Genomic DNA, 14,159 nt, shown 5'->3' on the forward strand with positions numbered 1-14,159 from the left:
AACCTTCAGGAGTATCCTGTCACTGTGACCCACGAAACATTGGATGCCGGCACCAAGCTGCCCGCTGAAGCTATCGACGCCATTGAGCGGGCCGCCACGGCCGCCGCCCACCCGCACGAGGAACTGTTCTCCGCGCGGGCCGCCAACATCAAGCAGTCCGCTGTCCGCGACGTCTTCGATATCTCCATGCGGCCCGGCCTTGTCTCGCTCGCAGGCGGCAACCCATACCTGCAGTCGCTGCCGCTGGAAAAGCTTGGCCAGACCGCCGCCAGAATCATCGCCGAAGACGGGATGACCGCCCTGCAATACGGCGGTGGCCAAGGGACCGCTGAACTGCGCCAGCAAGTCTGCGCGATCATGGCCGCAGAAGGCATCATGGACGCCCAGCCTGAAAACATCGTGATTACTGCTGGCTCCCAGTCAGCGCAGGATGTGGCCACCAAGGTCTTCTGCAATCCCGGCGACGTTGTCCTCGTCGAAAACCCCACTTACGTCGGTGCCCTGAATACGTTCGAGGCCTACCAAGTGCAGGTGGAGCCCATCGAAATGGACGACGACGGGTTGGTACCTGAGCTGCTTGAGGCCAGGATCGCCGCGCTCCAGGCAGAAGGCAAGAGCATCAAGTTCCTCTATACGATCCCCAACTTCAACAATCCCTCGGGCATCACCCTGGCAGAGTCGCGCAGGCAGAGGATCGTAGATATATGCCGCAAGGCGAATATCATCGTGCTGGAGGACAACCCCTACGGCCTGCTGCGGTTTGACGGCCACCCGATCGCACCGATGCGGGCTGCAAATCCCGATGACGTCATCTATCTGGGGTCCTTCTCCAAGATCTTCGCGCCGGGTCTCCGCATTGGCTGGGCCTTGGTGCCCGCACACCTGCAGCGTCGGTTCTACCTGGCCTCCGAAGCAGTCACGCTTTGCCCGCCGCCCCTGAACCAAATGCTTGTCTCCGCATATTTGCGTGACTACGACTGGCGGGGGCAAATCGAAACCTACCGCGGCCTGTACGCGGAACGCTGCAAAGCCCTTCTCAGCGCCCTGGACGAATACATGCCAGCGGGGCTCTCGTGGACACGCCCCGACGGTGGATTCTTCGTCTGGGTCACGTTGCCCCAAAACGTGGACACCTACCCTTTGTTGAAGAAGGCCATCGATGCGGGGGTTGTCTTCATACCCGGCGCGGCGTTCTCGCCGGCAGATGGCCCGTCCAACAAGCTCCGTCTGGCGTTCAGTGCCGTACCGCCGGATACGATTGCCGAAGGCGTACGTCGTCTGGCCCCTGTTCTCGCAGAGGCCATCAAAGCCACCACTGAAGGAGCAGCACTATGACCGGGGTTGTCATTGTAGGAGTAGACGGTAGCGAGACGGCGATGAGGGCGGCCAAGGCTGCCCAGCAACTGGCCATCGGGATTGGCGCCAGTCTTCGCGTGGTGAGCGCATTTGATAGCAACAAGACCGAGGTAGTTGAGATCGGGACCGATAAATGGATCGTGTCAGACGCTGCCGAAGCCGAAGCCGTCGCCCGCACAGTGGCGGAGCGCCTGGCTGATGAGCGCCTCGAAGTAACGTACTCGGCTGCCCGCGGCAAGCCCGGTGAAGCCTTGGTCAAAGAAGCAGAAATGCTCGATGCGCGGTTGATCGTGGTGGGCAACCGGCGCATGCAAGGCCTTGGTCGCGTCCTTGGCAGCGTAGCCAACACGGTGGCCCACAATGCCCCCTGCGATGTCTACATCGCCAAGACCGACCAACCGTAAGCGACCTGAATCACGCCGCCGGGTGGGGAGCCTCACCCGGCTTTTGGCGTGATTTTGGCCTGTCTCCCGAAGTCATCGTTATAAAATTGAGATGCCCCCAATGGCGTGAGCCATCTTCCATCAACTGACTTCAGGGGACTTCACTTGCTTACTTTGCAGCCGCGCCAGCGCGTTGGACACGACATCCTGCTTGCCCGCCATGGCAACAGCATCAGCACGATGCGTTTTGACCGCGCGAATGACCGCATCATCGCGATGCTCGACGACGGCTCCTGGGACAGCGCCCCCAACGTGATTTCCCCCAGCCTGAACATGCCGGAAACTCTCACCAGCATCATGCGCAAGGACTGGCGGTTCCTCTCCCTTGCCTGCGTCGCAATGATCACCTTCGCAGCCATGGCTATGGGCATCAGCGTGGAGATGGCAAACCACATGTCCACCACGGAACTTCAGGCATTGCTGGTCAACTACCCCGCGTTCTAAAGCGGGGCCGCCCTTGCGGCAGGTGTCCCTCACAGCAGGTGCCCCTTACAGCAGGTGCTGGCCTGGCCTCAGAGCATCCACTCCCGCAGCAGCCACCACAAACCCGCGATGACGGTACCGCCGAACAAAGACCCGGCGACGACTTGACCGAGCGTATGGGCGCGAAGCACCACCCGCGACCACCCCACGGCCGGAACAATCACCAACACCGGCAGCCAAGCTGGCCCAAACATCAAAACGGTAATGACGGCAGCGGCTGCGATGGCCGAAGCGTGTCCACTCATCTTCCAAAAAGCACTCACCACCGCCAGAACGGCAATGCCTCCGAGCAGCGCAATGATCATCAGTGAAACGCTCGTCGGACCCCCGACCAGCTGGAGAACCCCCACGCCCACCAGCACCGAAATCAAGGCAAGCAACAGCAATGGTGGCCGCTGCCGGCGGTCGCTGACATGATGATCGGTGATTCTGCCCAGCTTGACCATCACCAGCACGTACGCCAACGGCACGACACAGACGAAGAGAGCTCCCAGCAGCCCAAAAGCCATGGTCCCGGGAAAGCCGGGTTCGATAGCCGGACTGATCAACAGGAGAGCCGTCACTACGATGGGCGGCTGGAAGGCTTCCGTCAGGATCCGGGCAACAACGCGCCAGGGTCCTGACAGCAACCGGGCACGCACATGACCAGACTTGCCAGCAGCCACAGCGGTGTTCGACCCTGAAGCCGCCGTGTTGGCGGCCGGGCGATCAGTCAAAGCAACCCCGATCAGTCAAGCAATAGGGCCGGTTCTTCAAGGATGGCAGCCACATCGGCCATGAAGCGGGCCGAGAGGTCGCCGTCCACCACCCGGTGGTCAAAGGAGCCACCCAGCGTGGTGATCCACCGCGGAATCACTTCCCCGTCCAAAACCCACGGCTTCTGCTTGATGGTTCCAAACGCAATGATGGCAACCTCGCCCGGGTTGATGATGGGCGTACCCGTATCAATGCCAAGCGCACCGATGTTGGTGATGGTCAGGCTGCCGCCCTGCATCTCGGCGGGCTGCGTCTTGCCCGCCCGGGCCTTGGTGGCGAGATCGTTCAGGGCGAGGGCCAGCTCCTTGAGGGAGAGGTCCTGTGCGTCTTTGATATTGGGCACCATCAAGCCACGCGGTGTTGCAGCTGCAATGCCCAGGTTCATGAAGTGCTTGATCTGGATCTCCGCACCGCCGTTGCCATCAGCGTTCTCCACCCACGTGGCGTTGACACTGGGGTTCCGCGCGGCCGCCCAAATGACTGCCTTGGCCAAAATAAGCAGCGGGGATACCTTGATTCCCTCGAAGTCCCGCGAAACCTTGAGCCGTTTGACGAACTCCATGGTCCGGCTCGCATCGACGTCAACAAAGATGCTGACGTGCGGTGCCGTGAACGCCGACTCCACCATGGCCTTGGCGGTCGCCTTACGCACACCCTTAACGGGTACGCGCTCGATCCTCTGGTCCTGCGGCTTCTTGGAAGCACCCCAGAAAGACTCCGCCTGATCCAGCTCAGCGTCACGCTGCGCCTGATAGCTGACCAGGTCCTCGCGGGTCACCTCGCCTCGCTGCCCCGTGGCTACGACGTCGGCAAGGTCAATGCCGAGATCACGGGCGAACTTGCGCACCGGCGGCTTCGCCAGGACTTTGTTGACGAGCCCACTGATGGTGCCGCTGATGGCAGCACCGCGTGATGCGGCGGTCTGGGCCGTAGACACTCCCGGCGCCGTGCCTTCCGACGTCGTGACTTCCGGCGCTTGGGTGACCGGCGCGACGGCGGCACGTGCCGACGTCGGGCGATGAGGCACCGGCGCCTGGGCTGCTTGGGCAGCCAGAACCGCTTGGTGGTCCTGGACTGTACCTTCGGCGTTTTCGGCGACCGTAGTTGCCTCGCCAGTACCCGCTGGACGCTTGCGCGCACGGCGCTTCACGGCGTCGGCCTTGGGGCCGGAACCCACCAGCGGTCCGCCTGCCGGGCCGTTTTCGCCGTTGTCGGTATCAGCGGGAAGCTTGCCGTAGAGAGGGGCATCGGCCGCGGGAGCCGACGCCGGAGCCTGGGTCACCGGTCCTGCGTCCCCGGGCTGATTGTCCGAAACGGCGATGATTGCCGTGCCGACCTCCACCGTGATGCCTTCCTCGACCAACAGCTCGGTGACCGTTCCGGCGAAGGGCGAAGGGAGCTCAACGAGCGATTTCGCTGTCTCGATCTCGCACAGGACGTCGTTGATGGCAACGGTGTCGCCCGGCTTGACCTTCCAAGCCACTACCTCGGCCTCGGTCAGGCCTTCGCCGACGTCCGGCAGGTTGAATTTCTTTACAGTCACGGTGGTCCTCGATTTCCGTCTGCCCGGCTGTGGAGCCGGACTGGATCAGGGCGGTTTAGTAAGCCAGGGAGCGGTCGAGCGCTTCGAGGATCTTGTCGATATCCGGCAAGTAGTCCTCTTCAACCTTGGCCACGGGATACGGCATGTGGAAACCGCCAACGCGGATCACAGGGGCTTCAAGGTGCAGGAACGCCCGTTCGCTGATCCGGGCGGCGATTTCTCCGCCGATGCCACCGAACGTGGGTGCTTCGTGGGCGACGATCAGCCGGCCGGTCTTCTTGACCGACGCCTCAACGGTGTCGAAATCCACAGGCGAGATGGAACGGAGGTCGATGACCTCGATGCTGCGTCCATCCTCAATTGCCGCGTTTGCTGCAGCGAGGGCAACCGGAACCAACGGCCCGTAAGCCACAATCGTGGCGTCCGTCCCTTCCCGGACCACGTGCGCTTTGAACGGGTCTTCTGACAGACCGGCATTCTCAACATCCACCTCGCCTTTGAGCCAGTAGCGGCGCTTGGGCTCGAAGAAGATCACGGGGTCCTGGCACTCAATGGCCTTCTGGATCATCCAATAAGCATCGTGCGCGTTGGACGGCGAAATGATACGGAGGCCAGCGGTGTGGGCGAACAACGCTTCCGGGGATTCGGAGTGATGCTCGATGGAACCGATGCCGCCACCGTACGGGATCCGAATAACCACAGGAACAGTCAGACGGCCATGGCTGCGGGCATGGATCTTGGCCAACTGCGTGGTGATCTGGTTGAAAGCCGGATAGACGAAGCCATCAAACTGGATCTCGCACACCGGAAAGTAGCCACGCAAAGCGAGCCCAATAGCGGTACCAACAATGCCGGACTCAGCCAGCGGGCTATCGACGACCCGGTCCGCCCCGAATTCCTTGATCAGGCCGTCCGTCACCCGGTAAACACCACCGAGGTGCCCGATGTCCTCGCCCATCAAGAGGGACTTGGGGTTGCTATTCAGCGATGCGCGGAGACCTTCGTTGATGGCCTTTGCAATGGTCATTGTTGCCATCAGTTAGCTGCCTCCTGGTCGGCTTCGAAGCCTGCCGAATATTCTTCGAACCACGCCTGTTCCTCCGCAATCAGCGGGTGTGCTTCGGCGTAGACGTTGGCGAAGGAATCCCGGATGTCCGGCACCTCAAGGCCATGCGTAGTGCTGCGGACATACTTGGCCAGCTCATCGCCGTCGGCCTGCACCTGTTCGAAGAAGGCCTCATCGGCGAGCCCCTCAGTCCGCAGGTATTTCTCCAAACGCTCCAGCGGATCCTTCTCACGCCACGCGGCTTCTTCGGCCAGTTCGCGGTACTTGGTGGGGTCGTCCGCTGTGGTGTGTGCGCCAACCCGGTAGGTGTAAGCCTCGATGAGCACCGGGCCCCTGCCTTCACGGGCATGCTCAAGGGCCCATTCAGTGACGGCGTGGACGGCAATGACGTCGTTTCCGTCCACGCGGATTCCCGGGAAACCGTAGCCCTTGGCGCGGTTGGCCAACGGGACCTTGGTCTGGACTTCGGTAGGCACGGAGATGGCCCAGTGATTGTTCTGGCAGAAGAAGACAACCGGGGCATCGTAGGAGGCTGCGAAAACCATCGATTCGTGGACGTCGCCTTCGGAGCTGGCGCCGTCACCGAAGTAGGCAACCACCGCAGCCTTGGGATCATTGGAATCACCGGCAACCGCGAGCTTCTGGTCCCGCTGGATGCCCATGGCGTAGCCCACGGCGTGAAGCGTTTGGGCGGCCAGGACCAGGGTGTAGAGGTGGAAGTTGTTCCCCCGCGGGTCCCAGCCTCCGTTGGAGACTCCGCGGAATTGCTTCAACAATTCAGCCAGGTCCACGTTTCGCACCAGCGCGACACCGTGTTCACGATAAGTGGGGAAAATGTAGTCCTGCGGCTGGCTGGCGTGGGCCGAGCCTATCTGGGCGGCCTCCTGACCGGTCAGCGGCACCCACAATGCGAGTTCGCCTTGGCGCTGCAGAGCAGTAGCTTCCTGGTCAAAACGGCGGATTCTGGCCATGTCGGCATAAAAGACGCGGAGCTTTTCGGGGTCTATCCGCTTGGCATAGTCAGAGAAGACGGGATCGGTGCCTAGTTTTCCGTCAGGGCCGAGCAACTGGACCATCTCTACGGGTTCACCCGAGGCAGCTACAGCCGCTGAGGTTGCCGCCAGAGTTTCATCGGTCCCGGGGGGCAGTTGTGTCGAGCCCATTCCGTCTCCTTGCTTGCCGCAGCTAGTGCCGGGCAATGTCTGTCGCTGGGATATATGCCCATTCCGGAATGCATTCCGGAATGGGCATATATTTTGGCTTTCGTCCTTACTTTATCGGCAGTAAGTAGCGTAGGCGCATTTGTTAACCGCTAGGAACTGTGCGGAGCCTTTGTATAACCTGCACAGAGTTTCAGGAACCGCGTATTGGCTTCCACTTCGCCGATGCTGACCCGCACTCCCTCATTTCCGAAGGCCCGGACAGACAAGGCCTGCTCGGCTGCCAACGCCGCAAACTCGCCACTGTTCGCACCCAGGTTCAACCAAACGAAGTTCCCTTGGGCTTCCGGCACGAACCATCCGAGATCGCGAAGACCCGAAGTGACGCGGTCTCTCTCGTCCACCAGGCTTTGTACCCTTTCGACAACCTGGTCGAAATTCTGAAGGGATGTAATCGCGGCGCGTTCTGCAATTTGCGAAACGGCGAAAGGTGTAGCCGTGACGCGAAGGTGCTGGGTGAGCTGCGGGCCGGAAACGCTGTAGCCAACGCGCAGTCCCGCCAGCCCGTGGGCTTTGGAGAAAGTCCTCAGCACAACGACATTGGGGTATTTCCGGTAGAGCTTGATCCCGTCTACAGCAGCCTGGTCGCGGACGAATTCCTGGTACGCCTCATCGATGACCACCACCACGTTGGGTGGGACCGACTGGATGAAACGCTCCGTTTCCTCAGCCGTGAGGATGGGTCCCGTGGGGTTGTTCGGGGTGCAGAGCAAGATCACCTTGGTGCGCACCGTCACCGCTGCGGCCATGGTTTCGAGATCGTGACGGCCATCCGGAAGCAACGGGATCTGCACGCTGGCCGCCCCGGCAAGGCCCACACAAATGGGGTAAGCCTCGAAGGAGCGCCAGGCGTAGATCACCTCGTCCGACTTGCCGTCATCATTCTGGCCCGCAAAAGTGGCAAGAATCTGGTTGAGTGCGCCGAGGCTTCCTGAACCGGTGACGACGTCGTCAGCGGGGACGTCCAGGAAACCAGCCAAAGCATTGCGCAATTTGGTTGCCAGGGGGTCTGGGTATCGGTTGATGTCAGTCTGGTCTGCGATGGCCTGCAACACTGCAGGGATCGGAGGCAGCGGGTTTTCATTGGACGACAATTTGTAGCTGGTGAGGCCCTCAATCGCAGCGGGGGGTTTACCAGCCGCGTACTTGGGGAGCCTGTCCACGACCGGTCGAGGGAGTACGCCCTCCGGTGCGTTGTCAGTAGTAGTCATGGATTCAAGCCTACTTGTACCCCTGCGGCGTTTGGGTGTTCTCCCGCCCAACCTTCATCCTCCTCAAGTTCCTTCTCCTAGTGATGTCCCAGCCGAGCCACAGACGAGTGTGAAAGCATGGGCGCATGGGTTCATTCATAGTTCGCGTCCTGATCAATGGCCTGGCCCTGTGGGTCGCCAGCTGGCTGTTGGAGGGACTGGAGATATCCTCCTCCGCCACTGAAAAGGCGGCAGCCAACGCGGGGATTACTCAAGGCGCGGATGCAGCAGGCATCGTCTTGGCTTACCTCTTTATCGGCCTGATTTTTGGAGTGGTCAACGCGTTCGTGCGCCCGCTGGTGAAGATTCTGTCCCTCCCTGTGACGATCCTGACCCTGGGCCTGTTTACGATCATCATCAATGCGGCAATGCTGTACCTGACAGCGTGGCTGAGCAGCTTTACGCCTGTGCACCTCACCATTGACTCGTTCTTCTGGACAGCCATCCTTGCCTCAATCATCATCAGCATCATCAGCCTGGTTGCCGGACTCATCCCAGGCGCCCGCAAACGCTAGAAGCAGTTCCCGTCGCTCGCGCTCCCGGCACCGTTTGGGCTGCACCCACCATCGCGCTGGACTTACCGCGCCCCGGCCACGGATCGTGTCTCTGGAAGATTGGGATTACGAAGGGCCGGCCTCTTGTCAGGCAAGGGTGCCCGTTCCAGTTTGAAATGCGTTACCTTCGCCGCCCCGCCCACACCAACAACACCAGCGAACGCCGCTGTCGAAGCTACAAGCGAGGCATCCCGACTCGCCGTGACCAATTCGGCACCTGCCGCGTAGTTCTCCAGGCGGTGACCGGGCCCCAGGCCTGGGTCCTCCCCCTCGGGTGTTTTGACGTCATTGTTCAGCGTGACCGTGACCCTGTCCTTGGTATCCGGGTTCACGCGGCCATCCGAACCCGGGACCCAGTCCTGGACGTGCTCCAGGTGCAACGCAGCAATTCCCGGTTCCGAGCTAATGCCGCCAGCAGGGGCTCCAGCCGTGAGGACATACCTGAGGTCGAATTCGCTGAGGAATGCCTTGTTCCGGCTGAGGTTCATGGCGTGTGCCCCTCCTTGGCTATGCCCTACTGCTACCACCTGCTCGCCGGCTTCAGCTCCGGCTTCCCTCAACGCCTGACCAATAGCAGGCACCACTTCTTCCGAGTCATAACCGAGGGCTTCACCAACGCCGGGAATATCGAAAGGATTGGTATCTGGTGCTTCGGGTTGTGTTCCCGGAATCAACACCATCCACGAGGACGAGCCATCGTGGTCGAGCTGGATGATCTCAATCTCTCCATCGCCCCGGGCATGGAGTTGCTCGAGTCGCCGGATGCTTTGCGCCATGGATGGATCCACTTGCTCGATCGACTCGTCGATCTTCTCGATGCTCACCGGGCGCGGCCTCAGTCCGGGGACGACGGGTGACTGCAGAAGCCCACGCATGATGTCCCCCGCATCCATGCCCGGTGGAATGATGCTTGTGACCACGTTTTGCGTGATGTCCGGGCCAGGTACCCAGGGAGCACCTGACATCTTCATCTCATCAAGCCTCAACATCCGCGGGACCAGATTCTTGGCCTCTGTTTGCACGTAATCGTGATGGCTGGACCGCACACTCGAGCTGACACCAACCAATTCCTGCCGTACCCTGCCTACATCTTGACCACTTACGGCCACCGCATCGATCGCGGCGCACCCCGAGGCGTACGAGTCGAAGAGGTAGGACCCCAAATCTGCCTTCACCCGGCGGGCTTCCGCTTCCACACCAACCAACTGTTGGACCAACTCGTCAAGCAGTGCCGCTCCACGCAGGAGCTCTTCCAACTGGCAGGATATTCCGCCCACTCCGCCACGAATGCCAAGGATCCCATCGGGGGCGGGCGCCGTAGGTTGGGGGGCTGAACCCGCACCAACAGGAGCAACATCAGCCATCAGTTGCCCCTCCCACCGGAGACAGCTACGTTCTGGGAATGACGGAGAACGGAGGCAGCAGCGACTTCCAATGATTCCCGTGCACGCATTAACGCCGACGCGTGAAGGGCAATAGTTGTCCTGTATGCACTTCCGGCGGGAGACTGCCACTCCTCCAACTGGGTCCGCCGCAAGGATGCCAGCACGGCATCCGTCTGGTCCACGCACGACTTAATACGCCAAGCGAGCCTCTGGACCTCGTGGCTGCGCGAGGCACACTCCAGGGGATCGAAGGTGGGTGGGGTGGCTGCAGGCATCAGGCCGACGCTCATGTCCGTGTACTCCATTGATTGTTCTGCTGATCGGTAGGTATGACGCTACGGAGCCCGGAAACCGGGCGGAAGTGCCGCCGTCGGCTATGTGGATAACGCGCACCGCTGTCCACATAGCGCAGTCATCAACTCGGGCGCCTCCAAGGAACATGAAAGAATAGGCACCATGGCTGAATCCCCTCGTGTGTCCCTCGCTTCCGAACCCCTCGCTCTTGGCGCCCTCGATGGCCGGTACCGTGCCGCCGTCGCGCCCCTCGTTGACTACTTGTCCGAGGCCGCATTGAACCGCGATCGCGTTCACGTTGAGGTTGAGTGGCTGATCCACCTGACCAGCCAGTCTGTGCTGCCTGGCGCGGGTCCCCTGACGGACGAGCAGGTTTCGCAGCTCCGTGCCATCGTCACCGAATTCAACGCCGCATCGGTCGACGAACTCGCCGAGATCGAGGCCGTCACCGTCCACGACGTCAAGGCAGTGGAGTACTACATCGGCCGCCGGCTGCCCGCGATTGGCATCGAAAACCTGACAGCCATGGTCCACTTCGGCTGCACGTCGGAGGACATCAACAACCTCTCTTACGCCGTTGGTATCAAGGGCGCCGTAGAGAATGTCTGGCTCCCCAACGCCACCGCACTGGTCCAGCAAATCGAGGCCATGGCTGAAGCCAACCGCTCCGTGCCCATGCTGTCCCGCACGCATGGCCAGCCCGCCACGCCCACCACACTCGGCAAGGAACTGGCTGTCATCGCGCACCGCCTGAACCGCCAGCTGGCACGGATCGCCAAGACCGAATACCTCGGCAAGATCAACGGTGCCACCGGCACATACGCGGCACACGTTGCTTCCGTCCCGAGTGCCGACTGGGAAGCTGTTGCCAAGACCTTCGTCGAAGGGCTGGGGCTCACCTGGAACCCGCTCACCACGCAGATCGAAAGCCACGATTGGCAGGCGGAGCTCTACGCCGATATTGCCCGCTTCAACCGCATCCTGCACAACGTCTGCACGGACATCTGGAGCTACATCTCCATCGGATACTTCCGGCAGATTCCTGTAGCTGGTGCCACCGGGTCCTCCACGATGCCGCACAAGGTCAATCCGATCCGCTTCGAAAACGCCGAGGCCAACCTGGAGATCTCCAACGGCCTGCTGGACACTCTGGGCGCGACCCTGGTTACTTCCCGCTGGCAGCGCGACCTCACGGACTCCTCGTCACAGCGCAACATCGGCGTCGCCTTTGGTCACTCCCTGCTCGCAATCTCCAATGTCGCCAAGGGCCTCAAGGCCCTGGACGTCGCCGAGGAAGTCCTTGCGGGTGACCTCGACACCAACTGGGAGGTCCTGGGCGAAGCCATCCAAATGGTCATGCGTGCAGAGGCCATTGCCGGTGTGGAAGGCATGGAAAACCCCTACGAGCGCCTGAAGGATCTCACCCGGGGGCAGCGCGTGGACGGCGCCAGGATGCAGGAGTTCGTGCAGGGGCTCGGCCTCTCCGCCGACGCCGAAGCCCGCCTGCTCGCCCTCACCCCGGGCAAGTACACCGGCATCGCTGACAAATTGGTGGACCACCTGAAGTAGCAACAAACGCTGAAGTAGCAACAAACGCTGGACGACGGCGGGCCGGGGCGGGATGCCCAGGCCCGCCGCCGGCGTTTAACCAGGCCCGCCGTCGGCGTTTAAACTAGTGGGCACCCGGCGCGTTCCCGCCCGCTTTGTCACCGGGGCATGCCCGTCCATGTGCGGAGACACGGCGTGTCGGGGCGTTCGCTTGCGTTAGCCGCTGATTGGCTGGAAGCAACTGGGCAGGAACGCGCCGAGTAGGAACGCACCGGGCAGGAACGCATGGCCAAGACAGCAACGATGTAAGGAGCGGAGCACCCATGAAGCTCCTACTGATCAGGCACGGACAGACCCCCGGCAACGTGGCGGGTCAACTGGATACTGCCTTTCCCGGCCCGGGATTGACGGAACTCGGCGAGCGGCAAGCGGAAGCGCTCCCGGAGGCTCTAGCGGACGAGTCCATTCAGGCCCTCTACACTTCCACCCTGCTCCGGACCCAGCGGACGGTGATACCACTTGCCGCCGCCACGGGACTGGAACCGGAAATCCTGGACGGCGTCCATGAGATTGAGGCAGGAGCCTTGGAGAAGAAGACGGATCATGAATCGCATATGCGGTACATGAGCACGGTGTTCGCTTGGTCTGACGGCGACCTCGACGTTCGCATGCCGGGCGCTTTCAACGGCCATGACTTCTTTGCCCGCTTCGATGCCTCAGTGGAAAAGGTTGCGGCCGCAGGACATTCGACCGCCGCCATCGTCAGCCACGGCGCCGCCATCCGCTGTTGGGCCGGCCGCAGGGCAGAGGATATCGACACGCTCTTCGCTGAGACCCATCAATTGCCCAATACCGGAATCGTGGCACTCGAAGGTGATCCGGAATCAGGGTGGCGGGTCCTGCATTGGGACCAGATTCCAGTGGGTGGCCTGGCATTGGCAGACCAGACGGCCGAGGACCCAACAGGCGAGGCGCTCTAAGCATGTTGTGAGGCCTGTTCTGCGCGCCAAATTCCCACGGGAAGGCGCAGAGCAGGCCCCGCAACGCAGGAAATTCAGCAATTCTCCCGAAGCTTACGCGCAGGAAACACGGCGGTAACCACAGCTTCCTAGGCTTAAGACGCATAAACACCTCAGCGAAACCAAGCGAAATGAGGCATCGATGCAGACCAACCCCCGGCTCAATATCCGGCAGGTCACCTGGGCGAACCCGGTAGGCGCTGACCTCCGCGCCGCGCAACAGGCCGAACTGGACGCCCGGTTCGGAACCACGGATCACGAGCCCGGTCCCCCGCCCTCGGAAGCTGACACGGCCGTTTTTGTTGTGGCTTACGAGAAATGCTCCGGACAGCCGCTCGGATGCGGCGGCCTGAGGATGTTGGACGAGAAGACAGCTGAAATCAAGCGACTGTACGTGGTTCCCTACGCACGCGGATCAGGAGTTGCAAGCTCCATCCTCGCCGCACTCGAAGCACAGGCCCACTCACACGGATTCAGCGTCATCGCAGCTGAGGCGGGATCAGCGCAGTCTGATGGACGAAGCTTCTATGTAAGCGCCGGATTCGCTGAAGTTCCCAATTTTGGACCGTATATCGGCGTAAATGGGTCTTACTGCTACTCCAAGCGGATCAACTCCCATAGCGCCTCCCACACGGCGATGGCGTAAACACCTGAGCCCCGGCAGCAACCAAGCGTCGCGCAACATCAAGCACACGCTGCGGTAGTCGGATAATCTCGGAAAATGGAAAAAGCAGACATCACCTTCCGCACGCGTAAATGGGTGCGGCCCGAGGACCTCAATGCCAACGGCACACTCTTCGGTGGAAGCCTGCTGAAGTGGATCGATGAAGAGGCAGCGATCTACGCCATCCTCCAGTTGGGCAATGGCCGCGCGGTCACCAAGTACATCTCCGAAATCAACTTCGTGAGTTCAGCCGTTCAGGGCGACCTCATCGAAATGGGGCTGACGGCCAAACGCTTCGGGCGCACGTCCTTGACCATGCGCGCCGAGGTCCGGAACATGATCACCCGGCAGAGCATCCTGACCATCGAGGAAATCGTGTTCGTGAACATGGGCGCTGATGGCCGCCCGCAGCCGCACGGCTACACGGAAATCACGTACGATCGCGACCGCATCCCCACGCACCACCTCACGGAGACCCTGCACGAGGACTGAACCACCCGGCGTCGTGCGCGCACCCGCCCAGGGCTCCCGCCCAGTTAGCTCCCCCGGAGCCCTGAATGCCCTGTCCAGGCCCAAGT

15 protein-coding genes are annotated in these 14,159 nt (G+C 61.6%); 8 read left to right on the forward strand and 7 right to left on the reverse strand.

The window, feature by feature from the left end:
* Nucleotides 1-24: 24 nt before the first annotated feature.
* The 3 genes from J2Y41_RS09360 (at nucleotide 25) to J2Y41_RS09370 (ending at nucleotide 2,243) form a co-directional block, all read left to right on the forward strand.
* The gene (locus J2Y41_RS09360) at nucleotides 25-1,335 is read left to right on the forward strand and encodes a PLP-dependent aminotransferase family protein (protein ID WP_309928184.1); all 1,311 of its coding nucleotides are present in this window, start codon (nucleotides 25-27) and stop codon (nucleotides 1,333-1,335) included.
* The gene (locus J2Y41_RS09365; protein WP_309928187.1) at nucleotides 1,332-1,760 is read left to right on the forward strand and encodes a universal stress protein; all 429 of its coding nucleotides are present in this window, start codon (nucleotides 1,332-1,334) and stop codon (nucleotides 1,758-1,760) included. Before J2Y41_RS09360 ends, J2Y41_RS09365 begins: the two co-directional genes overlap by 4 nt.
* A 144-nt stretch (nucleotides 1,761-1,904) precedes the next feature.
* Complete coding sequence (locus tag J2Y41_RS09370; RefSeq protein WP_309928189.1) at nucleotides 1,905-2,243, forward strand: hypothetical protein; 339 nt, start codon at nucleotides 1,905-1,907, stop codon at nucleotides 2,241-2,243.
* Nucleotides 2,244-2,311: 68 nt separating this feature from the next.
* On the opposite strand, the gene J2Y41_RS09375 is transcribed toward J2Y41_RS09370, so the two are convergent.
* The 5 genes from J2Y41_RS09375 to J2Y41_RS09395 form a co-directional block, all read right to left on the reverse strand.
* Nucleotides 2,312-2,908 carry a phosphatase PAP2 family protein gene (locus J2Y41_RS09375; protein WP_309928370.1) on the reverse strand — a complete coding sequence of 199 codons (597 nt, stop codon included), beginning with the start codon at nucleotides 2,906-2,908 and terminating at the stop codon, nucleotides 2,312-2,314.
* Between the two features lie 101 nt (nucleotides 2,909-3,009).
* Entirely contained in the window at nucleotides 3,010-4,581 is a 1,572-nt protein-coding gene (locus J2Y41_RS09380) for a dihydrolipoamide acetyltransferase family protein (protein ID WP_309928191.1), read from the reverse strand.
* Nucleotides 4,582-4,636: 55 nt separating this feature from the next.
* Nucleotides 4,637-5,617, reverse strand: a complete 981-nt coding sequence (locus J2Y41_RS09385; RefSeq protein WP_309928193.1) for an alpha-ketoacid dehydrogenase subunit beta — start codon at nucleotides 5,615-5,617, stop codon at nucleotides 4,637-4,639.
* Nucleotides 5,617-6,810: a pyruvate dehydrogenase (acetyl-transferring) E1 component subunit alpha gene (pdhA, locus tag J2Y41_RS09390; RefSeq protein WP_309928195.1), complete on the reverse strand. Its 1,194-nt coding sequence runs from the start codon at nucleotides 6,808-6,810 to the stop codon at nucleotides 5,617-5,619. Before pdhA ends, J2Y41_RS09385 begins: the two co-directional genes overlap by 1 nt.
* A gap of 149 nt (nucleotides 6,811-6,959) precedes the next feature.
* Nucleotides 6,960-8,078 (reverse strand): histidinol-phosphate transaminase, encoded by a 1,119-nt coding sequence (locus J2Y41_RS09395; protein ID WP_309928197.1) that lies wholly within the window; start codon nucleotides 8,076-8,078, stop codon nucleotides 6,960-6,962.
* A gap of 125 nt (nucleotides 8,079-8,203) precedes the next feature.
* Between J2Y41_RS09395 and J2Y41_RS09400 the strand changes: the two genes are divergently transcribed.
* Nucleotides 8,204-8,632 carry a phage holin family protein gene (locus J2Y41_RS09400; RefSeq protein WP_309928199.1) on the forward strand — a complete coding sequence of 143 codons (429 nt, stop codon included), beginning with the start codon at nucleotides 8,204-8,206 and terminating at the stop codon, nucleotides 8,630-8,632.
* Between the two features lie 62 nt (nucleotides 8,633-8,694).
* Here the strand turns inward: J2Y41_RS09400 and J2Y41_RS09405 are convergent, their stop codons facing one another.
* Both J2Y41_RS09405 and J2Y41_RS09410 read right to left on the reverse strand, forming a co-directional pair.
* On the reverse strand, nucleotides 8,695-10,035 hold the full coding sequence (locus tag J2Y41_RS09405) for a hypothetical protein (protein ID WP_309928201.1): 1,341 nt from the start codon (nucleotides 10,033-10,035) through the stop codon (nucleotides 8,695-8,697).
* Complete coding sequence (locus J2Y41_RS09410; protein ID WP_224093189.1) at nucleotides 10,035-10,346, reverse strand: hypothetical protein; 312 nt, start codon at nucleotides 10,344-10,346, stop codon at nucleotides 10,035-10,037. The genes J2Y41_RS09405 and J2Y41_RS09410 overlap by 1 nt, the downstream gene beginning before the upstream one ends.
* Nucleotides 10,347-10,512: 166 nt before the next feature.
* On the opposite strand from J2Y41_RS09410, the gene purB reads away from it, so the two are divergent.
* From purB to J2Y41_RS09430, 4 genes are all read left to right on the forward strand, one after another.
* Complete coding sequence (gene purB / locus J2Y41_RS09415) at nucleotides 10,513-11,919, forward strand: adenylosuccinate lyase (protein ID WP_224093186.1); 1,407 nt, start codon at nucleotides 10,513-10,515, stop codon at nucleotides 11,917-11,919.
* Between the two features lie 302 nt (nucleotides 11,920-12,221).
* Nucleotides 12,222-12,878 (forward strand): histidine phosphatase family protein, encoded by a 657-nt coding sequence (locus J2Y41_RS09420; protein ID WP_216926240.1) that lies wholly within the window; start codon nucleotides 12,222-12,224, stop codon nucleotides 12,876-12,878.
* A 181-nt stretch (nucleotides 12,879-13,059) separates the two neighbouring features.
* The gene (locus J2Y41_RS09425) at nucleotides 13,060-13,563 is read left to right on the forward strand and encodes a GNAT family N-acetyltransferase (RefSeq protein ID WP_224093183.1); all 504 of its coding nucleotides are present in this window, start codon (nucleotides 13,060-13,062) and stop codon (nucleotides 13,561-13,563) included.
* A 75-nt stretch (nucleotides 13,564-13,638) separates the two neighbouring features.
* Nucleotides 13,639-14,073 carry an acyl-CoA thioesterase gene (locus J2Y41_RS09430; protein WP_224093181.1) on the forward strand — a complete coding sequence of 145 codons (435 nt, stop codon included), beginning with the start codon at nucleotides 13,639-13,641 and terminating at the stop codon, nucleotides 14,071-14,073.
* Nucleotides 14,074-14,159: the final 86 nt, after the last annotated feature.

The sequence above is a fragment of the Arthrobacter sp. 1088 genome (assembly GCF_031455315.1).
Classification (GTDB): Bacteria; Actinomycetota; Actinomycetes; order Actinomycetales; family Micrococcaceae; genus Arthrobacter.

Excerpts from the sequence above, each read along its gene's own strand:
- purB (WP_224093186.1), top strand. The coding sequence starts at position 10,513 with ATGGCTGAATCCCCTCGTGTGTCCCTCGCTTCCGAACCCCTCGCTCTT.
- J2Y41_RS09430 (WP_224093181.1), top strand. The coding sequence starts at position 13,639 with ATGGAAAAAGCAGACATCACCTTCCGCACGCGTAAATGGGTGCGGCCC.
- J2Y41_RS09400 (WP_309928199.1), top strand. The coding sequence starts at position 8,204 with ATGGGTTCATTCATAGTTCGCGTCCTGATCAATGGCCTGGCCCTGTGG.
- J2Y41_RS09420 (WP_216926240.1), top strand. The coding sequence starts at position 12,222 with ATGAAGCTCCTACTGATCAGGCACGGACAGACCCCCGGCAACGTGGCG.
- J2Y41_RS09395 (WP_309928197.1), bottom strand. The coding sequence starts at position 8,078 with ATGACTACTACTGACAACGCACCGGAGGGCGTACTCCCTCGACCGGTC.
- J2Y41_RS09405 (WP_309928201.1), bottom strand. The coding sequence starts at position 10,035 with ATGGCTGATGTTGCTCCTGTTGGTGCGGGTTCAGCCCCCCAACCTACG.
- J2Y41_RS09385 (WP_309928193.1), bottom strand. The coding sequence starts at position 5,617 with ATGGCAACAATGACCATTGCAAAGGCCATCAACGAAGGTCTCCGCGCA.
- J2Y41_RS09410 (WP_224093189.1), bottom strand. The coding sequence starts at position 10,346 with ATGAGCGTCGGCCTGATGCCTGCAGCCACCCCACCCACCTTCGATCCC.
- pdhA (WP_309928195.1), bottom strand. The coding sequence starts at position 6,810 with ATGGGCTCGACACAACTGCCCCCCGGGACCGATGAAACTCTGGCGGCA.
- J2Y41_RS09425 (WP_224093183.1), top strand. The coding sequence starts at position 13,060 with ATGCAGACCAACCCCCGGCTCAATATCCGGCAGGTCACCTGGGCGAAC.
- J2Y41_RS09365 (WP_309928187.1), top strand. The coding sequence starts at position 1,332 with ATGACCGGGGTTGTCATTGTAGGAGTAGACGGTAGCGAGACGGCGATG.